General features: G+C 50.6%; 22 protein-coding genes and 1 riboswitch. Of the genes, 21 read left to right on the forward strand and 1 reads right to left on the reverse strand.

The features are described 5' to 3' along the window. Positions 1–2 precede the first annotated feature (2 nt). The 16 genes from ACXHJ2_RS25890 to ACXHJ2_RS25965 all read left to right on the forward strand — a co-directional run bounded on the left by ACXHJ2_RS25890 (position 3) and on the right by ACXHJ2_RS25965 (position 17,643). Positions 3–1,631: a spore germination protein gene (locus tag ACXHJ2_RS25890; RefSeq protein WP_151255184.1), complete on the forward strand. Its 1,629-nt coding sequence runs from the start codon at positions 3–5 to the stop codon at positions 1,629–1,631. After that, entirely contained in the window at positions 1,631–2,848 is a 1,218-nt protein-coding gene (locus ACXHJ2_RS25895; protein ID WP_165079794.1) for a Ger(x)C family spore germination protein, read from the forward strand. Before ACXHJ2_RS25890 ends, ACXHJ2_RS25895 begins: the two co-directional genes overlap by 1 nt. Continuing rightward, complete coding sequence (locus ACXHJ2_RS25900) at positions 2,841–3,065, forward strand: hypothetical protein (protein ID WP_165079793.1); 225 nt, start codon at positions 2,841–2,843, stop codon at positions 3,063–3,065. Before ACXHJ2_RS25895 ends, ACXHJ2_RS25900 begins: the two co-directional genes overlap by 8 nt. A 42-nt stretch (positions 3,066–3,107) precedes the next feature. Next, positions 3,108–4,265 (forward strand): GerAB/ArcD/ProY family transporter, encoded by a 1,158-nt coding sequence (locus ACXHJ2_RS25905; RefSeq protein ID WP_165079792.1) that lies wholly within the window; start codon positions 3,108–3,110, stop codon positions 4,263–4,265. 101 nt (positions 4,266–4,366) lie between these two features. After that, a complete protein-coding gene (locus ACXHJ2_RS25910) occupies positions 4,367–5,224 on the forward strand; it encodes a uroporphyrinogen-III synthase (protein WP_013373528.1) in 858 nt (285 codons plus the stop codon). Positions 5,225–5,422: 198 nt separating this feature from the next. Continuing rightward, complete coding sequence (locus tag ACXHJ2_RS25915; RefSeq protein WP_165079791.1) at positions 5,423–5,977, forward strand: LOG family protein; 555 nt, start codon at positions 5,423–5,425, stop codon at positions 5,975–5,977. Between the two features lie 57 nt (positions 5,978–6,034). Next, positions 6,035–6,220: riboswitch (cobalamin riboswitch) on the forward strand. A gap of 308 nt (positions 6,221–6,528) precedes the next feature. Further along, positions 6,529–8,337: a precorrin-3B C(17)-methyltransferase gene (cobJ, locus tag ACXHJ2_RS25920; RefSeq protein WP_090737877.1), complete on the forward strand. Its 1,809-nt coding sequence runs from the start codon at positions 6,529–6,531 to the stop codon at positions 8,335–8,337. A 113-nt stretch (positions 8,338–8,450) separates the two neighbouring features. Continuing rightward, positions 8,451–9,521, forward strand: coding sequence for a sirohydrochlorin chelatase (locus tag ACXHJ2_RS25925; protein ID WP_165079790.1), 1,071 nt, complete (start codon positions 8,451–8,453; stop codon positions 9,519–9,521). Then, on the forward strand, positions 9,518–10,297 hold the full coding sequence (cobK, locus tag ACXHJ2_RS25930) for a precorrin-6A reductase (RefSeq protein ID WP_165079789.1): 780 nt from the start codon (positions 9,518–9,520) through the stop codon (positions 10,295–10,297). Before ACXHJ2_RS25925 ends, cobK begins: the two co-directional genes overlap by 4 nt. A 164-nt stretch (positions 10,298–10,461) precedes the next feature. Beyond that, complete coding sequence (locus ACXHJ2_RS25935) at positions 10,462–11,106, forward strand: precorrin-8X methylmutase (protein WP_165079788.1); 645 nt, start codon at positions 10,462–10,464, stop codon at positions 11,104–11,106. Between the two features lie 74 nt (positions 11,107–11,180). After that, positions 11,181–12,326 (forward strand): cobalt-precorrin-5B (C(1))-methyltransferase, encoded by a 1,146-nt coding sequence (locus ACXHJ2_RS25940; RefSeq protein WP_165079787.1) that lies wholly within the window; start codon positions 11,181–11,183, stop codon positions 12,324–12,326. Beyond that, positions 12,319–13,575: a precorrin-6y C5,15-methyltransferase (decarboxylating) subunit CbiE gene (cbiE, locus tag ACXHJ2_RS25945; protein WP_165079786.1), complete on the forward strand. Its 1,257-nt coding sequence runs from the start codon at positions 12,319–12,321 to the stop codon at positions 13,573–13,575. The genes ACXHJ2_RS25940 and cbiE overlap by 8 nt, the downstream gene beginning before the upstream one ends. 29 nt (positions 13,576–13,604) lie before the next feature. Next, the gene (gene cobI, locus ACXHJ2_RS25950) at positions 13,605–14,321 is read left to right on the forward strand and encodes a precorrin-2 C(20)-methyltransferase (RefSeq protein ID WP_025719607.1); all 717 of its coding nucleotides are present in this window, start codon (positions 13,605–13,607) and stop codon (positions 14,319–14,321) included. Continuing rightward, entirely contained in the window at positions 14,318–15,112 is a 795-nt protein-coding gene (gene cobM, locus ACXHJ2_RS25955) for a precorrin-4 C(11)-methyltransferase (RefSeq protein WP_013373518.1), read from the forward strand. Before cobI ends, cobM begins: the two co-directional genes overlap by 4 nt. Beyond that, the gene (locus ACXHJ2_RS25960; RefSeq protein WP_165079785.1) at positions 15,105–16,193 is read left to right on the forward strand and encodes a cobalt-precorrin 5A hydrolase; all 1,089 of its coding nucleotides are present in this window, start codon (positions 15,105–15,107) and stop codon (positions 16,191–16,193) included. The genes cobM and ACXHJ2_RS25960 overlap by 8 nt, the downstream gene beginning before the upstream one ends. After that, positions 16,186–17,643 carry a cobyrinate a,c-diamide synthase gene (locus tag ACXHJ2_RS25965; protein WP_165079784.1) on the forward strand — a complete coding sequence of 486 codons (1,458 nt, stop codon included), beginning with the start codon at positions 16,186–16,188 and terminating at the stop codon, positions 17,641–17,643. Before ACXHJ2_RS25960 ends, ACXHJ2_RS25965 begins: the two co-directional genes overlap by 8 nt. A 104-nt stretch (positions 17,644–17,747) precedes the next feature. Here the strand turns inward: ACXHJ2_RS25965 and ACXHJ2_RS25970 are convergent, their stop codons facing one another. Beyond that, positions 17,748–18,197, reverse strand: a complete 450-nt coding sequence (locus ACXHJ2_RS25970) for an AbrB/MazE/SpoVT family DNA-binding domain-containing protein (protein WP_013373515.1) — start codon at positions 18,195–18,197, stop codon at positions 17,748–17,750. 430 nt (positions 18,198–18,627) lie between these two features. Here ACXHJ2_RS25970 and ACXHJ2_RS25975 point away from each other — a divergent pair, with 430 nt between their 5' ends. The 5 genes from ACXHJ2_RS25975 (at position 18,628) to ACXHJ2_RS25995 (ending at position 23,720) form a co-directional block, all read left to right on the forward strand. Continuing rightward, a complete protein-coding gene (locus tag ACXHJ2_RS25975; RefSeq protein ID WP_017428602.1) occupies positions 18,628–19,266 on the forward strand; it encodes a ThuA domain-containing protein in 639 nt (212 codons plus the stop codon). A 105-nt stretch (positions 19,267–19,371) separates the two neighbouring features. Next, positions 19,372–19,731, forward strand: a complete 360-nt coding sequence (locus ACXHJ2_RS25980) for a phasin family protein (RefSeq protein WP_013373513.1) — start codon at positions 19,372–19,374, stop codon at positions 19,729–19,731. 1 nt (position 19,732) lies between these two features. Beyond that, a complete protein-coding gene (locus ACXHJ2_RS25985) occupies positions 19,733–21,403 on the forward strand; it encodes an ABC1 kinase family protein (protein WP_040102671.1) in 1,671 nt (556 codons plus the stop codon). Between the two features lie 23 nt (positions 21,404–21,426). Beyond that, entirely contained in the window at positions 21,427–21,999 is a 573-nt protein-coding gene (locus ACXHJ2_RS25990) for a hypothetical protein (protein WP_165079783.1), read from the forward strand. Positions 22,000–22,271: 272 nt separating this feature from the next. Continuing rightward, the gene (locus ACXHJ2_RS25995) at positions 22,272–23,720 is read left to right on the forward strand and encodes a SulP family inorganic anion transporter (protein WP_058711259.1); all 1,449 of its coding nucleotides are present in this window, start codon (positions 22,272–22,274) and stop codon (positions 23,718–23,720) included. Positions 23,721–23,827 lie beyond the last annotated feature (107 nt).

Raw genomic sequence — 23,827 nt, forward strand, 5'->3', positions numbered from 1 at the left:
CGATGAAGAAAGGGCGCTTTCCCAAGTTGCCAAAGCTACCGTGGAGCCGGAGAGCGATTCCAGCCGGTGAGCGCAAAACACGAAATTCTTCTCGTATGCCTAAAGGGCTGCCGGAGTCTTCATGGCTAGAAGAGCCACTGCGCAGCAGTCTGGAAGACAATAGGGTCGCATTGCGTGATATTTTCAAGGAATGCTCTGATATCGTCTACCGAGAGCTCATGATTTCCCCTGAACGAAAAGGGTTGCTGGCATATTTCGAAGGCACGGTAAAATCAGAAGATTTGCAGGATCATATCCTGCGGCCTGTCATCTTGGGCATGATGCTCAAGGACCCTGAAGTGAACGGCAAATTGGAGCCGTTGGATGAGACTCGTATCTCCATGTCCCAGACCAAAACGATGGACGAGTGGAAGCAGGTATCGGCAGCGATACTGGACGGCAATGCCGCTCTGTTCGTAGATGGAACGGCTCGTGCTTATATTTTCAGCGCCAAGGGAGGCGTCCGCCGTGGCGTGGAGGAGCCGCAGACCGAAGCAGTTATTCGCGGGCCGCGTGAGGGCTTCACTGAGACGCTTCGCGTGAATACGGCACTGCTACGATTCAAGCTGAAGACCTCCAAGCTCAAGATGCACAGCATGACCCTCGGAACAGAAACTCAAACGAGTGTCGTCCTTACCTATGTTGAAGGGATCATAGATCCGAAGCTGGTGGAGGATGTTAAAAAGCGCCTCAGCGATATTAAAATTGATGGTGTTCTGGAGACTGGATATATTGAGGAACTGATTGAGGATCACCCATATTCGCCGTTTCCACAAATGGAATACACCGAACGTCCCGATACCGTCACCGCGCAATTACTAGAAGGACGGTTTGCCATTTTTGTGGACGGCACGCCTTTTGCCCTGATTGGACCAGTCACGATGTGGCAAATGATGCAAGCGAGCGAGGATTATTACGAGCGCTTCTTCATCAGTAATATGGTGCGCTGGATTCGTTTTCTTTTTCTCATCATGGCTCTCTTTCTGCCAGCATTATATGTAGCGGTGACAACCTATCATCATGACATGCTGCCGACGACGCTCATCTTGAGTATTGCGGCGGCTCGGGAATCCATCCCTTTTCCAGCACTTGTGGAAGCGTTGATGATGGAAATTTCTTTCGAGGCATTACGGGAAGCAGGGATTCGTCTTCCCAAAACGGTCGGTCAGGCCGTCAGTATCCTTGGCGCGCTCGTTATTGGGCAGGCCGCAGTACAGGCAGGGATCGTATCGGCGCCAATAGTCATTGTTGTGTCGCTCACAGGTATTGCCTCGTTTACCATACCGCGTTTTAACTTTGCCATCACGGTTCGTCTGCTGCGATTTCCGATCATGCTGATGGCGGGTTTATTTGGATTGTTTGGCATCATAATTGCGACAACGCTGATTGCTACGCACCTAACCAAGCTAACATCGTTTGGTGTCCCTTATATGAGTGGATATAGCCCGTACAACCACATGGACCAAAAGGATATTATCGTCCGTGCACCTTGGTGGAAAATGACCAAACGTCCTTCATGGATTGGTAAAGACAACAACAAACGAGCGAAGAAAGAGATGAATGGATCACCTAAAACCGAGGAGGGATGGTGATGAAGCCCACATCGAATACACAACAAAGGCGTAAAGTGGCTGTGCTCTGTTGCCTGCTGCTTTGTTCTGTCCTTTTGGGAGGATGTTGGGATCGCCGTGAAGTGAATGATGTGGCCTTTGTGATGGGGACCGGGCTGGATAAGGAAGGTGATCAATACCGGGTAACGATGCAAATTGCTCTGCCCGGACAGCTCGGATCTACGGGCAGTACAGGAGGGGGGGGAGGTACAAGTGGTACGAAGTCCTACTACTTGGAGTCCAAAACAGGTCCAAGCTTTCGGGGAGCAAGCACCGAGGAACAGCGCGGAGTTTCGCGAACGCTGAATTATTCTCATCGACGGGTGCTGCTGTTCGGCGAGGCGCTGGCACGAGAAGGGATTAGCAAAATGATGGATGTCATTGCACGTATTCCGCAGAACCGTCTGTCTTCCCTAGTTGTTATCACAAAGGGATCAGCGATGGAAGTGCTTCAGGCAGATGCTCCGATTGAGCAATATCCAGCGGAAATGGTGCGTGAGCTCAACTTTTCCTATATGAAAAAACCTCGTTCCGTTAAGCTGCTAATGAATTCCGTGCTGCTGGAAGGCATTGACCCGGTGGTGCCGGTAATGTCTTTGGTGAAGAATGGGCCCGCTAATATTAAAGACAAGAAGACAAACATTCAGATCGATGGACTGGCTGTTTTTCGCCAAGACAGGTTAACAGGGATTATTGATAACCACCTTAGTCGGTTTCTGCTTTTGGGGATGGAGCAAGCGAAGGAGACAGAGATATTTATCCCACCTCCCAAGGGTACTGGTTATTTATCTGTACATCTCATCGAGAATAAAGTCCATATTAAGCCCCATATTCAGGGGGATGAGATTCGAATGACTGTTCATTTGAACTGCAATGGGAATGTGAAGGAAAATGAGACGAATTTCGATATTTCCAACGAGGAAAATTTGAAGTGGCTGGAGCAGCAGACAGCCGAGGAGATCAAGAGGGAGCTGGGAGAGGCTGTCAAGGAGATCCAGCAAAAGTATCACTCAGACGTACTTGGCTTGGGCCGGGCTATTATTATGAGTCACCCGGATGAATGGAAACGGATTAAACCTCAATGGGATCAACTATATCCCAAAGTGGAAATCACTATCGATCCGGTCGTGCATATTGAGAATATCGGTGCGGTCACCAAACCATTCGGGGTCAAAAAGGAGCAAATCCAGAATGAATAAAGTATTTCTATTACCTTTATTGCTGGCTATGCTCTTCATGTATCTGGTTGACCGTAAAAGTATTAACAATGCACCCGCCGTCAATCGCTGGGTCTCCCGCGTATTGTATGTCATTAGCATTGGCATCTGGATTTACGGTACATCGACGAAGAGCACCGTTTATGTGGCTACATGGGTGGCCCGTTTCATTGACATATGGCTCCCCCCTAGATTGTAAACGTGTAATGGATGCCTGCGGGCAAAAGGAGGATGTACCTGCATGAAACAGTTCACAACCAGACAAATTGTGCTGCTTGGTGTATTGATGGAGGTCGGTATTACCCTTATACATGCTCCGGCGCAGGCAGCAGATCACGCGAATCAGCATGCCTACTGGACCTGTGCAATTGCGGCCATCGTACTATGCTTGCCGATCTGGGCGATGCTGAAACTCAAGCGGCGTTTCCCAGATCAGGATCTGATGCAGGCGATGGTGAGCTCTCACCCTGTGCTGGGACGTATGCTGCTTGCAGTCTATCTCATTTTATTCCTGATCATTTTTGCTCGGGATTTGAGGATTATTACGGATTTGGTGGAGGTGGTGCTTTTGCCACTAACTCCGATTGTTATGGTATCTCTGATTATGCTATTGACTCTGACATTTATGGCGAAAGGCGGAATAAGCACCATCGTCAATATGGCGGAGATTTTTGTACCACTGTTGATTGTGACGTTATTGACCATGCCGCTTTTTTTTGGGCGTAATATGGATTTTTCGGTGTTGAGGCCCTATTTACATCCAGAGGTAGAGGGAGTGATCAAGGGTAGCTGGCGCATGCTGGGATATATGGCCGATATCATGATGGTTCCCTTTGTGATTTCTGGGAAAAGCTATAATGGGCGTAGTGCGTGGTTTGGGCATTTGATCGGAACCGTCTTTTTGATCTTGCTGGTGTTGTTGTCGGAGTTAGTGATTGGTGTCCCTATCTTGTCACGATTGTTTTATCCATCGTATGAACTGGTACGTCAGTTGCAGCTAACGGACTTTCTGGATCGGTTCGACTTGTTCGTGGCAGCATTGACCGTACCCACCTTTCTTACGAAGATTGGAGTTGATCTGTACGTTACCAGTTTGGCGGTAAAGCGTATGTTTGCCCATGTCTGGGGGAGTCTGATGGTTTGGCCCGTAGGTTTGTTAGGTTATGTCTGTTCGTTTATGCTGTTCTCCAATATCGTACAAATTTATGATTTTAGCCGGGAATGGACTGCGGTGATGGTCATTTTTTTTGTATTCATGCCCTTCTTGCTGTGGATGTTGCTACGGCCCAAATTTAAAGGGAGTGGCAACGATGATAAGTCCTCATCTGGCAGGGAGAGGGATAGAAGTGATCAGAAAGAAGGCCAGCAGGAAAGCGAAACAGGACACACCCATTTATAAGATTACTATATTTATCGAAAAAGTAATTCTTATTTGTCTTTTGCCTCTCTGATTGTATACTTGGTAGAAAGAAATACGACTTCTACAAGGGAGGCAACAGCATGGCACAACGCATGGCAGGTAAGAGAGTCGCTCTTGCCGGTCCCCGTAAAGCAGAAGAAATGGCGCTGCTAGTTATGAAGATGGGGGGCGAGCCAGTAGAGCGTCCGGCCCAGGGGACTGTTTTTCTAGATGATATCGAGCTGCGCAACGCTGTTGTATCGTGGGTGAAGAACCCTCCGGACTGGTACATCTTCACGACCGGTATGGGACTGGATGCTCTGTTCGATATGGCGGAGGATATGGGCGTGGCCGAGCAGATTATAGAGCTGCTGCAATCCTCCAACATTGCAGCACGGGGCTACAAGACGGTCAATGGACTCAAAAAGCGTGGCTTTACGCCAGCAGTACGGGACGAGGACGGAAGTTTGATCGGATTGACACGAGCCTTTGCCCCATATGATCTGAAGGGGAAGGAAGTGCTGTTGCAACTGCATGGAGACCCGGCACCCCGGTTAGTAGAGTGGCTGGATGAGCAGGGCGCAGTGACCCGCCAAGTACTTCCTTATAAGCATATCCCACCTGAAGAAGCAAAATTGCAAGCGTTACTAGATGATGTTATAAACCGTACGATTGATGCCGTTACGTTCACGAGTGGCCCGCAAATCCGATTTTTGGCCCAATATGCCAGAGAGCAAAATCGATTTGAGGATTTACTGGAAGCTTTTCGTGAAGATGTAATTGCTGTATCGGTGGGCAAGGTGACCGCACAATCCATTTTGGAAGAAGGGATTGAACGAATCGTGTTTCCAACTGAAGAGCGCATGGGTGCGATGATGGTGGAGCTGGGCAAATATTTTGAACATAGTGATTCGGTGCATGGCTGTGGTCTGAAAAGCGTGAACGGTCATTTGAAATGAGCTAGAAATGATAATGCAGTAAGCTAAAATGAACTTATATTTACTAATAAAGCGTAAAATAGAGATAAGGGCCTACGAGGTCTTTATCTTTTTTTGTTGGACATGCATCGACAAAGTTTTTTGTTATAGCGAAAATATTTATCTAATATAATGAATAAGTTTCGATGCATGATATTGAGGACAGGAGCTGAGACGTTTATGAATTCTATTTGTGTATTTGCAGGGTCCAGACCTGGAAATTCATCGGTATATGTTGAGGCCGCAGGCAAGCTGGGTGAAGCTATGGCTCGCCAGCATATCCGTCTAATTTATGGTGGCTCCAGCAGGGGGCTGATGGGTAAGGTGGCGGATGAACTACTGGCGGGTGACGGTCAGGTCACCGGCATTATGCCCATCCTATTATTCGATGCAGAGATCATTCATCGGGGAGTTACCGAGTTTATTGAGGTAGCAAGCATGCATGAACGTAAAGCGGCGATGAGCGAGATGGCCGATGCGTTTATAGCCCTTCCGGGTGGGTTGGGAACCTTTGAGGAGTTGTTCGAGGTATTGTGCTGGGCGCAAATTGGCATACATCGCAAGCCCATTGGGCTGCTGAATGTGAATGGATATTTTGACCCGTTGATAGAAATGGTACGTCATAGCGTGCAGGAAGGGTTTACCGGAGCTGATCATCCAGCACTACTGAGTATCTCTGCGGACCCGGATGAATTGCTGCATATGCTGAAAAATAAGGCAGAGAACTTGAAATAAAGCTTTTTTCGTGCTTGCACAACTGATTGAGGCAAGGTTATGATAAGACCCATAATCAAATAGCGGACAGACAAGGTGCCTTTGCGGTTGAGCAAAGGGTAACAGGGAATCGGGTGCAAGTCCCGAGCGGTCCCGCCACTGTAAGGAAGAGGATTCTTTTAAATGGTCACTCGTACAAAACGGGGAAGACGAAAGAATCCGTTGATGCCAAGCCAGGAGACCTACCTTGATCTGTATGCACCGTTAACCTTCGCGGAGAGGATGGGTGTACGAAATCAGGAAATCAGGCACACGTTGCTTTTTCCATGTTGGTTACAGGCTTGCGTGGATATGAACGTGTAGCAGCGTTTGAAGCGCAAACAAAACAGATGGAAAACAACGGCAGATTGGAGGAAGACAAGACTGTCCTCTTACGCTGTTTCGTCTGATGAGAGAGATACGTACATAGGAACCCCATCCGGGCAGGATGGGGTTTTTTCGAGTTACAGGATGCCACAAATTATTGAAATAGATAGTATAGCTGCCCTGAAAAGGATGATAGGAGGAGCACGATGAGCCCATTAGGAAAATTGCTGGTGATTGGATTTGGACCAGGAGATATGGAACATATCACAAAACGTGCGTTGGATGCGCTGGCCGAAAGTGAGGTCATTATCGGCTACAATACCTACGTTGATTTGATCCGTCCGTTGTTGAACGGACAGGAGATTGTACGCACAGGGATGACAGAGGAAGTGAGCCGTGCGCAGGAGGCGGTTCGCCAAGCAGAGATGGGCAAGAAGGTAGCCGTCATTTCCAGTGGAGATGCTGGGGTCTATGGCATGGCAGGTCTGGTGTACGAAGTGCTGATGCAAAAAGGCTGGCGTCGCGAGGACGGGGTTGAGGTGGAGGTTGTGCCGGGGATCTCGGCTATTCAATCCTGTGCTTCGTTGTTGGGAGCGCCAGTTATGCATGATGCTTGCACGATCAGTCTGAGTGATCATCTGACCCCGTGGGAAACAATCGTGAAGCGTGTAGAAGCTGCGGCTTCGGCTGATTTTGTGATTGCATTATACAACCCGCGTAGTGGTCGGCGTACCCGCCAGATTGTGGAGACGCAGTCCATTTTGCTTCGTTACCGTGATCCGCAGACTCCGGTTGGGCTGGTGAAGAGTGCTTATCGTGAACGTCAGCAGGTTATTGTGACGACGCTGGAAGATATGCTGAACCATGATATCGGGATGCTGACGACCGTAATCATCGGCAATTCCTCGACGACAGTGTATGACGGCTTAATCGTGACTCCACGCGGCTATCAGCGTAAATACACGCTGGACGCGACCGAACAGGTGCTCAAACCGCATCAGCGGCTTCGCACGGAAGCGGAGCCGTGGTCGCTGGGCGCGCAAGAGGATCGCGCGCTGGATGCACCGCAGGGAGGCGGAGCTCTGACTGCGCCTACCGGGCCTTCCGCGAGCGGTGCTGCGGTTGCCACGCAGGCACGCCCGCAAGCGATGGCTGCTGTACAGGTGCCGCCTGCGAAGCAAACCGGGGCGACCCCAGCATCGCTGGCAGCAGAGGCGCTCGGTCGTCTTGCTGTTGGCGGCAAGCTGCCAGGCGAAGCCAACGCTCGCTGGAGCGGGCAAGCGCCTACCGCCCAGAGCGCCGTTGGAACGGCAGCAGGGGCCGGAGCAGGAGCTGCGGCTGCGAAGGCGTCAGGCGGCTTTGGCAAGCCTGCGCTGTTTGAGGTGGGGGTTTCCCCTGGCGTGGGAAACAAGAAGTTCACTGCTCGGCAGATGGCACTGCTCGCCGAGGTAGCGGGTGATGATGGCGAGCTGGAATACACGCCAGATCATCAGATCGTGCTGCGCGTGCCGTGCCTAGACCCTGAGGAACTGGTCGGTCGGCTGCGGGATGAACGATTCATTGTCATGCCGCTCGGCGATGTGTTTAAGGTCAAGGCGTGCGACTTCTGCAATATGGAGAAAGATGACGCTGTGCCTGTGGCTGAGCACCTACAGGTTGTACTCGGCGGATTACAGGCACCCAAGGAAACGAGCATTGCTTTGAACGGATGCGGCATGGCCTGCTATGGAGCGGTGCTGGAGGATATCGGAATTGTCTACCGCAAGGGAGGATATGATCTTTTCCTCGGCGGCAAAAAATTTGGCCGTAATGCTCATGCCGCTCAGCCCGTAGCGGAAGGGATTCCAGGTGATCAGATTACGGACATCGTGGAGAATATTATCGCTGAATACAAGGAAAAAGGGCATCCGAACGAGCGTTTTCATAAGTTTTTCAAACGTGTAGGCATCGTTGCGGGTTTCCGGCATGAAGATTCACCGGCAACAGTAGAAGTGAACGCGGTTTGTGGTGATTAATAGGTTTGTAGGCTTGATGAATAGGTTTGTAGGCTTGATGAACCGGATACAAGCATATATATAAAATAGGGCGTATGTAGACTATCCCTATAAATGAGGAGGAACAAACAGCAGTGGATGCAATATTGTTGGTTGGACATGGAAGTCGGGACCCAGAGGGTAATCAGGAACTACTGGAATTTGCACAGGCGGTGGCAGATCGGGCGCCAGGTACGTGTGTAGAGACCTGTTTCCTAGAGTTGGCACGCCCTAGTATTGCCGAAGGAGTACAGGCGTGTGTGGAGAAAGGGGCGACACGTGTCGTTCTTATTCCGATTATTTTGTTCGCAGCAGTGCACGCCAAAATTGATATCCCGATGGCTATTGATCGGGCAAAGGCAAAATATCCGCAGGTGGAATTTGTATACGGACGCCCGATTGGCGTTCACGAGAAAATCGTTAGCATACTGCTGGACCGCTTGAAAGAGACCCGTCCAGTTGCCGTTCCAGCGGGGATGCATAGCGCGGTGGAGGCATCTGCCGAGGTATCCAACGAAGAAACAGCGGTACTTGTATTAGGACGCGGAAGTAGCGATCCAGATGCGAACAGTGACTTTTTCAAAATCACCCGTATGCTGTGGGAGAAGCTTTCTTATACATGGATAGAAAGCAGCTTTATCGGTGTGACGCAGCCTTCCTTTCCCGATGGTCTGGAGCGTTGCGTACGATTGGGTGCCAAAAAGATTATCGTGCTTCCGTATTTTCTGTTCACGGGGGTGCTGATTAAGCGCATCGAAGAAATGACCCAGGAATTTGCTGAGGCTCACCCTGCATTACAAGTGGAAATGGGCGGATATTTTGGCTTCCATCCTCAATTGGTTGAGCTGGTGCTGGAGCGAGCTAACGAAGGCTTATTCGGTAAGGTTACGGCTAATTGTGATAACTGCCAGTTTCGTCTGGAAGCGCAGGAGCATCACCATCATCACCACGACCATGACCACGACCACCATCACCACCATGAGCATGATCACGACCATCATCACGATCATGATCACCATGCACATGAGCATGATCATCATCACGAGCACCATACACATCACCACGCTCACGATCATGTCCATGCTCACAGCCATAATGACCATGATCACGATCATTCACATACGCCGTCTGTAGTGAACGTAACCGGGCAGGTGAATGGCTCATGATTTTCATGCTGTGTGGAACGAGCGATGCACGGGAATTGGCGCTGCAAATTCGTGGCATTGGCTTTAATGTATTGACTTCGGTCGTAACCGAAAGCGCGGCGGCCAGCTTGTCCGAAGCAGGACTGGATGTGCGTACAGGCCGAATGACAGCCGATGAAATGGAGGCAATGATTCAGGAGAAGGGGATACAGGCTGTTGTTGATGCCAGTCATCCTTTTGCAGAAGAAGCACATGCGAATGCGATGGCAGCCGCTCGCGAGTCGGGTGTTCCTTATATCCGCTACGAGCGGACGGGACTAGTGTATGACAATCATCCGTTGCTCCATATCGTTCCTTCCTATGAAGAAGCGGCATTAGAAGCGAAGCAACTCAAAGGCTCTGTCATGCTTACGACGGGCAGTAAGACGCTCGGCACGTTCACCAAGCATTTACTCGGAGATCCGGAGGTTCGTCTGGTTGCACGTATGCTGCCGCGTCTGGACAATATGGAGAAATGTGGCGAACTGGGGATGGAGCAAAAAAATATTATTGCTATGCAGGGACCCTTTTCCCGTGAGCTGAACGAAGCATTGTACAAGCACTTTGGTACGACCGTGATGGTCACCAAGGAAAGCGGACGCACAGGAGCAGTGGATGAGAAGGTTCAATCTGCTCTGGACCTGGGTATCCACGTCATTTTAATTTCCAGACCGGAAGTGGAATTTGGAACGGTATTTGATCATTTCGACGGAGTAATTGATGCACTGCGCACAGCAACTGGGGAGATTTCAATTTGAGTTGAGTCAAGTTTCTACAGGTTCAGTTAATCCAGAACGACTGCTGGCATGTATCTAAAATATAGTCATCTTGAAATACGTGTTTTAATAGAAATATCTGTTATTTCAATACACGAGCAGTTATTTTTCCTAAACTAATTTTCCATAAGGGAGTGGTCGATACCATGGACTTTAAAACAGATTTTAAACCGCTAACGGTACAGCCGCAGGAGATTGAGGGTAAAAGCTTCGCGATGATCACAGAAGAATTGGGAGAGCATCCATTTACAGCAGAGCAATATCCCGTTGTACAGCGTGTCATTCATGCATCTGCTGATTTTGAGTTGGGGCGCAGCATGGTATTTCATCCGAAAGCCATTGAAGCCGGAATTGCAGCTATTCGCGCAGGACAGCCGGTGGTCGCAGATGTGCAGATGATTCAGGCGGGGCTGAGCAAGGATCGCATCCGTCAATTTGGCGGGGATGTTCATGTGTACATATCTGACCCGGACGTGATGGAAGAAGCCAAAAGGCTGAACACGACACGCGCCATTATTTCCATGCGCAAAGCGATTCAGGCGGGCGATGGTGGAATCTATGCGATTGGCAATGCGCCTACAGCGTTGCTGGAGCTGATTCGTTTGGTGAAAGAAGGAGCGGCTAAGCCCGGACTGGTGATTGGTATGCCCGTAGGTTTTGTATCGGCGGCAGAATCCAAGGACGAGCTGCGCAAGCTGGATATTCCGTTCATTACGAATATTGGACGCAAGGGCGGAAGTACGATTGTCGTAGCGGCATTGAATGCGATCTCCTTAATGGCTGTCCGCTAGATGCGGTTGTCCGTTTGCTGTATCATGAAATGAATTAGAGCATGATCAGCAGAAGAGGTTAAGGAGGAATTGGCATGGAAAAGGAAGCGGCGTCCGCTAGCAGACCCAAACGGATGAAAAGTGGTGAAGCTCCCGCGCCGGACAAGCCGATGCGGTCAGGCTTTACGACGGGGGCTTGTGCGGCTGCAGTAGCCAAAGGAGCGGTGCAACTGCTCATTACGGGCATACCGCCGAAGGAAGCGGTGATATCGCTGCCCGCGGGCTTCGATCATGCGTTTGAGCTGATCGAGCCTGTGTTGGACGCGGACGAAGCTTCCTGCACGACGATCAAGGATGGTGGCGACGACCCGGATGCCACGCATCAGGCGAGAATTAGCGCCTCTGTTAGCTGGCGCGAGGAGCCGGGCATTGAGCTGGACGGCGGCGTTGGCGTCGGACGGGTAACGAAGCCTGGCCTGCCTGTGCCCGTCGGGGAAGCAGCGATCAATCCAGTGCCGCGCCGGATGATTACGGAAGCCGTATCTGGCGTGCTGGAGGAGCACGGATCGGCCAAAGGTGTCCGTGTCGTTATCAGTGTGCCGGACGGTGAAGAAATCGCCAAGAAGACGCTGAACGGACGGCTTGGCATTCTTGGTGGTATTTCCATACTAGGTACACGCGGTGTGGTTGTTCCGTTTTCCACGTCTGCTTATAAAGCCAGCGTGGTGCAGGCTATATCGGTTGCACAAGCGATGAACTGCGAAGAAATTGTCCTAACCACAGGCGGCAGCAGTGAAAAATATGCAATGCAAATGTATGATCAGCTGACGGAAGAAGCCTTTATTCAAATGGGAGACTTCGTCGGCTTTGCAGTCAAGCACGGCAAACGATTGGGGATGAAAAAAATTATTCTCGTCGGTATGCCTGGCAAGCTGTCGAAGATTGCTCAGGGCGTCATGATGGTTCACTCCAAGAGCGCTCCGGTGGATTTTGGATTTTTAGCCGAGGTTGCGCGTGAGACAGGTGTGGACGAGTCGCTTGCAACGGCAGTAGCTGAGGCGAATACAGCTACGCAGGTAGCGGATATGATGACCGAAGCGAATGCGCTGAGCTTTTTTGAAAAGTTATGTACCTATGGGTGTCAGCATTGCCTGGAGCATGCAGGTGGTGGAATCACCGTAGAAATGGTACTGGTAACGATGAAAGGGAACGTGCTGGGGAGGGCGAGAGTCGGTGAGTAGAGTGATTCGTGTCATTGGTATCGGTGAAAATGGAACGGCAGGTCTGTCGCAGGAGACGCTGGAACAAATTGAGCGTGCCGACCTGCTGGTTGGTGGTGAGCGCCAGCTAGCCTTTTTTGAGGCAGCCGCAGGAGAAAAACGAACATTAAAGGGCGGCTTATCCACCGTGGTGGAAGAATTGGGACGGTTGCGTGAGCACAAGGATATTGTCGTGCTTGCGTCAGGAGATCCGCTTTTTTTTGGCATTGCAGGCTATTTGTCTGCCAAGCTGGGGGCTGAGCACCTGGATATTTTACCTCATCTCAGCTCGGTTCAACTGGCGTTTGCGCGTCTTGGTGAAAGCTGGCAGGATGCGGTGTTGGAAAGTGTACACGGCCGTCCGATGACCGGACTAGCGCAGCGGATCGACGGACAGAACAAGATCGCGCTGCTGACGGACGACCGCAATCATCCCGCCGCGGTTGCCGCTTATCTGCTGCATTTTGGCATGACGGAATATGATGCCTTTGTCGGCGAGCATTTGGGAGGACCAGATGAGACGTATCGGCATTATACGCTGGAGGAGATGTCGCAGGGAACCTTCCAACCCCTGAACGTGGTTGTTTTACGCCGCCGTAAGGGGGAAGACGTGCCAGCAATTCGCCGGGGATTTGGCTTCGAGGATGCGGAATTTTACCAGCGCAAGCCGGAAAAAGGACTGATCACGAAGCGTGAAGTGCGCGTATTCAGCTTGTCTGAGCTGCGACTGACCGAGCGAAGTATCGTATGGGACATCGGCGCAGGCTCAGGTTCTGTAGCTGTGGAATGTGCCCGGCTGGCCAAGTACGGGCAGGTATTCGCCATTGAAAAGAACGAAGGCGATTTGGCTAATGTGGAAGCGAACAAGATCAAGTTCCGTACTGATTTTCCAGTGATCCATGCCAAAGCACCAGCCGGGTTGGACGAGCTGCCAGACCCGGATGCCGTGTTTATTGGCGGGAGCGGAGGAGAACTGGCAGAACTGATTCGTCTGTGTGCTTCGCGTCTGCGTAAGGATGGACGAATTGTAGTGAATGCTGCAACCATTGAGACGCTGCATGACGGTATGAAGGCGATGCAAGCAGCAGGACTCGAAACCTCGGTGACGTTACTGCAAACAGCACGTAGCAAGCCGATTTTGAATATGACTCGTTTTGACGGACTCAATCCGATATATGTCATTACAGGGCAGCCGTCGGTGGACGTGGCTGACGGAGCAACAGGGGAGTAAGCTGGTAAATCAAGAGGGGGAGAGACAGCATGAATACGGCGGCAACAGGAACACTTTACGGCGTAGGTGTGGGGCCGGGTGATCCCGAGCTGATTACGGTCAAGGCTTACCGCATGATTCAGGAATGTGCAGTTGTGGCTTATCCGAAGAAACGCCGGGGAGGCAAATCGTATGCTCACGAGATTGTGGAATTATACGTTAACCCGGAGGAAAAGGAGATGTTGGGACTCATTTTTCCAATGACCAAGGACCCGGTTGTACTGGAGCGGGAGTGGAACAAAACGGTGGTTGCTTGTTGGGAGGCTCTGAGTCAAGGAAAGGATGTAGCCTTTGTCACAGAGGGAGACCCTAATCTGTACAGTACCTTTATTCACTTGGCGCGTCTTATGAAGGATCTTCATCCTGAGGTGCCGATTGTATCTATTCCGGGCATCTCTTCTGTATTGGGAGCAGCGGCAGCCCTGGAATTGCCTTTGGCAGACGGAGATCAGCAGGTCGGTATTATTCCGGCTACGGATGATCGGGAAGCGATGAAGCGGGCAATTGAGAATCACGATACGGTTGTATTTATCAAGGTTGCCAAGGTACTGGATTTGATTTTGGATGTACTGGACGAGCTCAACCTCGGGGATCGTGCATCTGTCATTACCAAAGTCACTTCACCTTATGAAATGGTATGGCGTAACGCCCGTGAGCTGCGCGGACAGGAACTTGAATATTTGAGTTTAATGGTGGTGAGCAAATGACGTTGGAGCCAAAAGTATATATCGTAGGAGCAGGTCCTGGCGACCCGGAGTTGATTACGGTCAAAGGCTCACGGATTCTGCGCACGGCAGATGTGGTGTTGTACACGGATTCACTAGTGAACGATGAGCTGATTGCTACGGCTAAGCCCGAGGCACAGGTACTGCAGAGTTCAGGCATGGATTTGGAGCGGCAGGTCGAGATTATGAGCGAGGCTGTGCAGGCTGGGCGCAGTGTAGCCCGTGTACATACAGGTGATCCGGCAGTATACGGTGCGATTTTGGAGCAAATGGTGCTGCTGAAGCAGCGCGGAGTAGCCTACGAAATCGTACCGGGCGTCAGCTCGGTCTTTGCTTCTGCGGCCGTGCTGGGTGCAGAGCTAACCGTGCCTGACTTGACGCAGACGGTCATTCTGACGCGTGCCGAAGGCCGTACACCTGTACCGGATCGTGAAAAGCTGCGTGATCTGGCATCCCATCACTGTACAGTGGCGCTGTTCCTGAGTGCAACGCTGGCGAAGAAGGTAGTCGTTGAATTTTTGGCGGCTGGCTGGAGCGAAGACACGCCTGTAGCCGTTGTGCAGCGCGCAACTTGGCCGGATCAAAAGATTGTCCGCACGACACTTGCCCAATTGCCAGCCGATCTGCGTGCAGCAGGCATTACGATGCATGCCATGATTTTGGCAGGGTGGGCGCTCGACCCGGGGTTAGTGGACAAGGACGCACATCGTTCCAAGCTGTATGACAAGTCATTCACCCACGGCTACCGAAAGGGAGTGAAGCCTGGTGAGTAATCCATTTGCCGCTGTGGCGATCACGAAGCATGGAGTCGAGATGGTCCGCAATTTGGGAGCCAGCTTTCCGGGTACGGATGTGTATTACATGTCCAAGTTTGAGCGTGGAGACGAGCAGGAGCGTGGCATTCAATTGTTCGAAGGTTCGGTCAAACTGATTTTGCCGGATTTATTCAAACAATATAACGGTATTATTTTATTTATTTCCCTCGGTGCGGTGGTTCGTATGATTGCACCGATTTTGGTGGATAAAAAGGTAGACCCAGCCGTGGTCGTCATTGATGATCGCGGAGAACATGTCATTAGCGTACTGTCTGGGCATTTGGGCGGCGCAAATGAATTGACCCGTCATGTAGCCGCTGTACTGGGGGCACGTGCGGTAATCACGACTGCATCGGACGTGCAGGGCACGATTCCAGTGGATATGTTGGGGCGGGAATTGGGTTGGGTGGTCGATAGCTTCGATAAGGCCACGCCTGTGAGCGCCGCTGTTGTGAACGAGGAGCCCGTTGTACTCATACAAGAGACAGGCGAACGGAACTGGTGGCGCTATGACAAGCCAGTACCTGCACATATCAAGGTATATGCCTCAATGGCGGAAGCGGCACAAGAACCGTTCAACGCCGCGTTGGTCGTAAGTGACCGTTTGTTGGAGCCTGAGGAAGAGGAGAGGTTTCTTTCTAATGGCGTGCTGTATCGTCCTAAAAGCTTGGTGCTTGGCATTGGCTGCAATCGGGGAACTGCATTGGAGGAGCTGGAGGCTGGGGTGCTGAACACCTTTCAAGAGCTGCGTTTGTCTGTAAAAAGCGTACGGAATATGGCTACGATTGACCTGAAAAAGGATGAAGAGGGCTTGCTCGCCCTCTGCGCCAAATACGGCTGGGAGCTGGTGACGTACACTCCGTCAGAGCTGAACACGGTGCAGCTTCCCAATCCATCGGAAACTGTCTTCAAATACACTGGCGCCTATGGGGTCAGCGAACCATCAGCCCTGTTGTCCTCCGGTGCAGACCATTGGCTGCTGGAGAAGAAAAAAAGCGGCAATATGACGTTGTCTGTGGCGCGGGTGCCTTATGAATGACGATATGAAGCAGACTGTACAGCAGCCTGATCTGTCTACTCCCGTGCGCAGAAGTCGTATCGTTGTTGCCGGTACGGGCAGTGGTGCGGGCAAAACCACGGTGACGCTCGGGCTGATGAAGGCGTTCGCCGACAGCGGCCTGCGAGTGCAGGGGTTTAAGTGCGGTCCGGATTATATTGATCCGACCTATCATACAGCCGCGACCGGAACGCCTTCCCGTAATCTCGATTCCTGGATGACCTCACCGGATACGGTGCGTGAAACCTTTATCCGCGCATCCGAAGGCGCAGATATCTCCGTGATTGAAGGCGTCATGGGGCTATATGACGGCAAGGACCCGCTCAGCAATATTGGCTCGACCGCCGAAATCGCCATGCTGACGGATAGCCCGGTATTGCTGGTCGTCGATGTACGCAGCATGGCACGCAGTGCGGCCGCTATTGTGCTCGGCTTTCAGCGCTTGGAGCCCAAGCTGCGCATTGCGGGCGTAATCGTAAATCGCTGCGGTAGCCAAGGGCATTACGGCATTGTCAAAAAGGCGATCGAGCAGGAGTGCGACATTCCTGTGCTCGGCTGGTTAAAGCGCGATGACGGGCTGGATATTCCTGAGCGTCATCTGGGCCTGGTGCCTGCTGTAGAACGCGGCGAGCTGGAGCCGCTTTTCCAACGGGCGGCAGAGCTGATTCGCGCGGGTACGGATCTGGATGCACTGCGGACATTGGCGGATTCGGCTCCGCCGCTCAGTCTGCCCGAGCACCCATTATTTCCTCCAGATCAGCCTCCCACAGCAGGACATGAAGTCGAGACTGGGGAACGTCCCATCATTGCTGTCGCCAGAGATGCGGCGTTCAATTTCTACTACCCCGAGAATATGGATTTGCTGCGCCAAGCGGGAGCAGAGATTGTCTATTTTAGTCCGCTGGCGGGAGAACGCGTCCCTGAGCACGCCAACGGCCTATATCTGGGCGGCGGCTTTCCCGAGGAGTTTGCGGCAGATATCGCTGCCAATACGGGCTTTCTGCAAGATATCCGCAACGCAGTGAGCCGGGATATGCCTGTATTCGCCGAGTGCGGTGGTTATATGATACTGGCCCGGACACTTACGGATCGGGCGGGTCACGCCCACCACATGGCCGGGGTGATCCCTTCGGACGTTCGTATGCAGGAGAAGCGGGCTGCATTGGGATACCGGGAAGCAACCGCATTGCAAGATTGCTTGCTGCTGGAGGCTGGAGAGACGATTCGTGGACATGAATTTCATTATTCGGTCATGAGCTATGATGAATCTGCCGCCCCCTATCCCTTCGCCTATCAAACCAAGGGGATGCGCGGGCTTCAGAGTGAAGGTTATGCCAAAGGGAACCTTTTGGCAGCCTACACACACATTCATCTCGCTTCTCTACCCAAGGCAGCATCACGCTGGGTTGAAAAATGTCGGGCTTACCACTAAAACACAAAAAAGCCGGGTCCCTATAAGGGTCCGGCTGTTCTAAATAAAGTAAATTAAATCTTACATAACATGGAAGCGTATACATTGTTTTTTGGACGATTCGCCTACATAAGCTTTTTCAGTTGGGAAATCCTTCCCTGACTCACGCCAAGCATGGAAGCGAGTTGTTTCTGTGAAGATGCCGGATGTTCTTCCATAAGCTCTCTCATTTTCTCCAAAATAACATCCGTGCGCTGATAAATCTTTTTCATATGCATGTTTTGCTTCAGTGGAGGTGACTGGGTTTCAGTCGCTGTGACTGGAAGTAAATCTTCCGTTTTCATCGAGGTGGCACATGCATCGCAGATAAACTGATCTTTAAAATAGGTGTTGGTATCAACCGAACCGCAAAATATACAATTGGTTGATTTGTACTTACGGAGCATGAGTGTTTGGCCTTCAATAAAAAACTCTAATGGATCGCCGATGTCAATCTCCATCGTCATGCGCAACTCTTTAGGAAGCACAATTCGTCCCAAGCTGTCCAAGGGCCGGGTCATTCCAGTCCTTTTCATTCATGCAACCTCCCCAGTGTTTTAAGATTTATAGAATGTATAAGCTTTGAGGTAATTCTTATCAATTCTATAACCGCAAGCATAGATTTCTTACGAAAAGCGGCCCCTCATTGCTAATAGAGCATGGACGCACTTTTTTTCTTACGAGTATACCATAAACGGGCGGAATCGCCAGCGTTCATGTTTATAAATTTATAATTAGTTTATTCCGAGCGAACATATATGCTATAATCTTCTGCTAAAGGATTTAATAGGCCGTCTGTAGAATTATTTATGTATGCCGTAGCTTGGACAACGATGGCGGTGTTATGGGAAAAAGATGAGGGCCAAAGGAATTTTTTAGAGCTTTTTGACCCCACAAACAAGAGACCGTTGGCACGGGACCCGCCTTTAAAGTCCTTATATACAAGTCAGGCAAGGAGGATTTATGATGGAAAAAAGAAAAGCATTGCTGCTAGGAGATTATTCATATCCAGAGTTTCACCCGCTACAAGGGGTGGACGAAGAGATTAGCCATATTTTACAAGATTGGATGACGGTACAATGCAGTGAAAATCGTAAAATGCTGCTCAAGGAAAATCTAGCCTCATTCGATCTATGCATCTCGTATTGTGATAGCCGTAAGGAGGTTCTGTCTCCTCAACAAACAGCAGGACTGCTGTCCTACGTCAGCGGTGGAGGTGGACTGCTTGTGCTGCATAACGGGATTACATTGCAAGGACGGTATGAAATTGCACAGCTCATGGGAGCACGTTTCCTGCGACATCCGGCAGCGGAGCAGCTTTCCTTCAAGGTAACAGAGCCGGATCATCCGATTATGGAAGGGATCGAGCCGTTCGAGATTCAGGAGGAGCCGTATCGTTTTGATTTTGACCCATTCACCGAAAAAACACTGTTGATGGAATACGAGTATGAAGGTCAGTGGTGGCCGGCTGCATGGTCATTGTCCTATGGCTTGGGCCGGGTCGTCTACCTGATGCCTGGACATAATCAGCCAAGTTTCCAGCACGAGGGATACCGTAAGCTGCTGCTTCAGGCTGCTAAGTGGGCCGGACGCTTTCCAGGTTAAGTATAATCATTCATTCCAACCATTATGGGAGGGGAGCTGCGAGCTTTATGCGGCTCCCCTTTTCAGGTTATACTATAGGTAATCACAGGTAGGGGAGGATATATTATGAGCGATTTGTTCAAAAAAGCCATCTCATTGGGGTGGGGCCTCACCGTTGTCAGCAAAGAAAAGGTGGAGAAAGCCGTCGAGGATCTTGTAAATCGGGGAGAACTTGCGCCCTCGGAATCCAAAGCGCTGGTCGATCGTCTGATCGAACGAGGAGCAGAGGAGCAGGGACAATTCAAAACCATGATCCGCGAGCAGGTTAGCCGCATTTTGCAGGAACTGGAAGTACCTACCGAAAATGATGTCACAAGTTTGGAGCAGCGTGTGGCATTGTTGGAAAAACAGGTAGCGGAGCTGGAAAAAGAAAAGGCGGCGCTTACGGGTTCGAGTGACGCTGAAGAAGCGAACCGGTTGGATTAAAATGGCCGTTCGCATGAAGCACGCCGGTCGTTACCGGGAAATTGCCATGGCGCTGGCGCGTCATGGCTTTGGTTATATGGTGGAAGAAATGGGACTGTTCCAGCTGCTATCCCTGCCCCGCAAGTGGCTGACGAGAGAAACCCCCGAGTCCAAAACGCTAGGTGAACGGATTCGGCTTGTGCTGGAGGACCTGGGGCCTGCATTCATCAAGCTTGGACAGTTGGCAAGTACACGTGCTGACCTGCTGCCAGAGCCTATTATTCGCGAACTGGTTAAGCTCCAGGATCAGGTACCGCCTTTTTCGCCTGAAACAGCGCGTGGCATTCTGGAACAGGAGCTGGATACGTCATTAGAGAACATACTGGTTCGTTTTGACGATGATCCGCTGGCGGCTGCTTCGATCGGGCAAGTGCACCTGGGCAAGCTGCACAGCGGTGAAATGGTTGCCATTAAAATCCAGCGTCCAGGCGTTAATCGCATCATCCGGCGGGATTTGGACATTTTACGGGAACTGACCGCAATGGCAGCCAAGCGCTGGGAATGGGTGGAGCGTTATCAGCTTCGCCAGATGGTGGAAGAGCTGGGGAGATCGCTCATTCAGGAGCTGGATTACAACCATGAAGCCCGTAACACAGAGAAGATTGCGCTCCAATTTGAGCAGGACCCTCATATCTATATTCCGAAAATATACTGGGATCATACCTCCTCACGTATACTGACCATGGAGTTTCTGGACGGGACTCACTTGGGGAGTCGTGAAGAGTTATTACACCGTGGCTACAACTTGAAAGAACTGGCGCAGCGGCTGGTCAACAGCATGCTGCATCAAATTTTTATAGAGGGCTTTTTTCATGCCGATCCCCATCCGGGCAATTTGCTCGTCCTGAGAAATGGAAGTCTCGCCTACTTGGATTTTGGCATGGCGGGTAGGCTGAGCGAAGAGATGAAGAATCATCTCGCTTCCCTCATGATCGCCCTGATGCGCAAAAATACCGATGCTATGGTTCGGGCCATCGAACGACTGGGGCTGGTCGACCCGGATGCTGACCTGAATGCGCTGCGAGCTGATCTGGACAAAATACGCGAAGATTACTCGGATGTTCCTTTCTCACAGGTCAGTATTGGCGATGCCTTGAACGACCTGTTTGGCGCAGCACAGCGCCATCGGATTGGTTTGCCATCGGATGTCCTGCTGCTTGGCAAGGCGCTGTTGACACTGGAAGGGGTCGTAGAGCATTTGGACCCCGATCTCAGTATTATTGCTTTGGCCGAGCCTTTTGGCAACAAGCTGCTGAAGGAACGCTTCAGCGGTCGTCGGATTCGGGGCAAGCTGTTGGGTGGTGCGACCGAGCTGGTGGAGACGCTGATGGAACTGCCGAGACAGACGAGGCATCTGACCTCAATTATCAGCAAGGGTAAGCTCAAACTGGAAGTTACCGTACCAGAGCTGGAACAGCTTTTGCGCAAGCTGGATCAGATCAGCAATCGCTTGTCATTCAGTATTGTGCTGTTAGCGTTCAGCATCATTATGGTCGGACTGATTATCGGTTCATCACTAAATCATCAGGCGACCATGCTGTGGAACGTACCTGCGATTGAAATTGGTTTTGTCGTAGCGCTCTTAATGGTTGCCTTTTTACTATATTCTATTTTTAAATCAGGAAGATTCTAGATACCGACTACAAAGGAGGCGTCATGGATACTCATAAGATGAACACAGCCTTAATGAATACTCTTGAAATTACAGATGTACCGTGGCACCGCCTGACTACTCCTTATGGTAGGGGGACGGACTTGCCGCATTTAATATCCAATGGGGAGTATGCAGCCATCGCTGATCTGATAGAACATCAAGGTACATTGTGGCAGGTTACCCCATGGGCGCTACTATTCTTATTGCGGAATATGCATGCGAGAAGACCGGAGGATATCACGCTGAGTGAGTTGGAGTTGTACCATACGGTTGTTCAAGCATTGGACATAGAAAATCTACAAGCGGACTCACAGGAGTCTGTGGAATCCTTGACCATGCTGCTAGATGAGAAATATTTATGGCCGGCAGACAGTGATCCAGAAGAAGATGAACTGGAGTGGGAAGAGGAAGAAGCACGTGGCTATGATCCGATAGCTTTTTGGAGCTATTATGACTATAGCTGTCGGTTACTAAAGCAAGCGCTCCCTGATTTTGAGAGCTTGCTCCAGCGCTATGCGGACTCTGAGATTGCTGAATCTCTATCGGAGCTTGTGCAGCAATTGCGAAAATTTTAAATATAAGAAAACGAAACAGATAAAGAAAACGGGCGATATTTCAAGTAAAGAGATGTTTTCTTTCTGTAAACAGCCTTTTAACTCATTCGTCTCTACAATTCCCTTGCGTTATAATGATGGACTGGATGTAACGGAACGGGTTCGTTTGAGAGAGACGAGCTGAATGATAGGAGAGCCTTGGCGATTGACCGCTGGACGGATGCCCAAAGCAATATCGGGTTGCAGGTCAAGATGCTGTTCTCTGTGAATATAGGAGGCTGGAACGAAACAGTATGAATCTTAAACAACAATGGTTCGGTAATATCCGGGCTGATATACTTGCGGGCATGACCGTGGCGCTGGCATTGATTCCGGAGGCGATTGCCTTCTCAATCATTGCAGGTGTCAACCCCATGGTCGGACTGTATGCCTCCATCTCGATGGCCATTGTCATTTCTTTTGCAGGCGGACGTCCGGCGATGATCTCGGCAGCAACCGGGGCTGTAGCTGTACTGGTTGTGGGTCTGGTCAAGGATTATGGCGTGGAGTATTTATTTGCAGCTACCATTTTGGCTGGGATCATTCAGGTGCTGCTGGGTGTTTTGAAAATAGGTCGCTTTATAAGCTTTATTTCGCAGCCGGTCATGACCGGGTTTGTGAATGCGCTGGCGATCCTCGTCTTTATGGCGCAGCTCACCCACTTTCATGGAGCGAATTGGATCATGTACGCGATGGTAGCGGGAACATTGCTCATTGTGTATATTTTACCGAGATTTGTGAAAAGCGTTCCCGCTCCATTGACAGCAATTATTATCATGACGATCATTACGTATGTATTTGGATTGAATGTCAAAACGGTAGGAGATATCGGTACGTTAACCAGCTCGCTGCCCTCATTCCATTTGCCACAAATTGAGTGGTCGTGGCACACGTTGCGGATTTTGCTGCCATATTCCTTTACGATGGCGCTAGTTGGACTGCTGGAATCACTGCTGACAGCCAGTATCTTGGATGAAATGACCGAAACGAAAAGCAATAAAAACCGGGAAGCCCGTGGGCAAGGGATTGCCAACTTTGTAAATGGCTTTTTTGGGGGCATGGGTGGCTGTGCTATGATTGGACAATCCGTCATTAATGTCAGCTCAGGCGGAAGAGGACGTCTATCCACTTTCACGGCTGGGGTGTTCTTGGCCTTTCTGCTGCTCGTGCTTGGTGGTGTTGTAAAGGAAGTGCCTATGGGCGCATTGGTGGGAGTCATGTTCATGGTGTGTATCGGAACCGTAGATTGGAAGTCACTCCGAAACATCGCCAAGGTACCCAAAGCAGATACGTTTATTATGGTAATCACGGTCATTATCGTGGTGGCTACGCATGATTTGTCCAAGGGTGTGATCGTAGGTGTACTGTTGAGTGCCCTGCATTTTGGCTGGAAAATGGCTAAAATCCGTATTAGTACGACTGAGGATCATGAAGCAAAGGTGTACCATGTCAGAGGGCCGATGTTTTTCGCCTCAACGACTCATTTTGTCGATCATTTTGAGCCTTCACATGATCCGGAGCGCGTTGTAGTCGACTTTAGCCATTCACATGTGTGGGATCACTCGGCGGTTACTGCCATTGGCAAGGTGCTGCAAAAATACAGAAACTCAGGTAAAACTATTACCCTGCAAGGGTTAAATGAGGAAAGCCGTTTAATTGTGGAGAAGCTCGGTGGTCCTGTCGTTACAGAGCCGATCATGTGATGAATCATATAGCATAAAGCAAAGTCTGAAATGGAACTTATCCATTTTGGGCTTTTTTTATTTATTTCTGAAATGAAATAACGGTTTTCTTTTTAAATCATAGATAA

This window comes from Paenibacillus sp. ALE3, assembly GCF_054113405.1.

Coding starts and splice junctions, on each gene's coding strand:
- ACXHJ2_RS25890 (WP_151255184.1), top strand. CDS start 3: ATGAAGAAAGGGCGCTTTCCCAAGTTGCCAAAGCTACCGTGGAGCCGG.
- ACXHJ2_RS25895 (WP_165079794.1), top strand. CDS start 1,631: ATGAAGCCCACATCGAATACACAACAAAGGCGTAAAGTGGCTGTGCTC.
- ACXHJ2_RS25900 (WP_165079793.1), top strand. CDS start 2,841: ATGAATAAAGTATTTCTATTACCTTTATTGCTGGCTATGCTCTTCATG.
- ACXHJ2_RS25905 (WP_165079792.1), top strand. CDS start 3,108: ATGAAACAGTTCACAACCAGACAAATTGTGCTGCTTGGTGTATTGATG.
- ACXHJ2_RS25910 (WP_013373528.1), top strand. CDS start 4,367: ATGGCACAACGCATGGCAGGTAAGAGAGTCGCTCTTGCCGGTCCCCGT.
- ACXHJ2_RS25915 (WP_165079791.1), top strand. CDS start 5,423: ATGAATTCTATTTGTGTATTTGCAGGGTCCAGACCTGGAAATTCATCG.
- cobJ (WP_090737877.1), top strand. CDS start 6,529: ATGAGCCCATTAGGAAAATTGCTGGTGATTGGATTTGGACCAGGAGAT.
- cobK (WP_165079789.1), top strand. CDS start 9,518: ATGATTTTCATGCTGTGTGGAACGAGCGATGCACGGGAATTGGCGCTG.
- ACXHJ2_RS25935 (WP_165079788.1), top strand. CDS start 10,462: ATGGACTTTAAAACAGATTTTAAACCGCTAACGGTACAGCCGCAGGAG.
- ACXHJ2_RS25940 (WP_165079787.1), top strand. CDS start 11,181: ATGGAAAAGGAAGCGGCGTCCGCTAGCAGACCCAAACGGATGAAAAGT.
- cobI (WP_025719607.1), top strand. CDS start 13,605: ATGAATACGGCGGCAACAGGAACACTTTACGGCGTAGGTGTGGGGCCG.
- cobM (WP_013373518.1), top strand. CDS start 14,318: ATGACGTTGGAGCCAAAAGTATATATCGTAGGAGCAGGTCCTGGCGAC.
- ACXHJ2_RS25965 (WP_165079784.1), top strand. CDS start 16,186: ATGAATGACGATATGAAGCAGACTGTACAGCAGCCTGATCTGTCTACT.
- ACXHJ2_RS25970 (WP_013373515.1), bottom strand. CDS start 18,197: ATGAAAAGGACTGGAATGACCCGGCCCTTGGACAGCTTGGGACGAATT.
- ACXHJ2_RS25975 (WP_017428602.1), top strand. CDS start 18,628: ATGGAAAAAAGAAAAGCATTGCTGCTAGGAGATTATTCATATCCAGAG.
- ACXHJ2_RS25980 (WP_013373513.1), top strand. CDS start 19,372: ATGAGCGATTTGTTCAAAAAAGCCATCTCATTGGGGTGGGGCCTCACC.
- ACXHJ2_RS25985 (WP_040102671.1), top strand. CDS start 19,733: ATGGCCGTTCGCATGAAGCACGCCGGTCGTTACCGGGAAATTGCCATG.
- ACXHJ2_RS25990 (WP_165079783.1), top strand. CDS start 21,427: ATGGATACTCATAAGATGAACACAGCCTTAATGAATACTCTTGAAATT.
- ACXHJ2_RS25995 (WP_058711259.1), top strand. CDS start 22,272: ATGAATCTTAAACAACAATGGTTCGGTAATATCCGGGCTGATATACTT.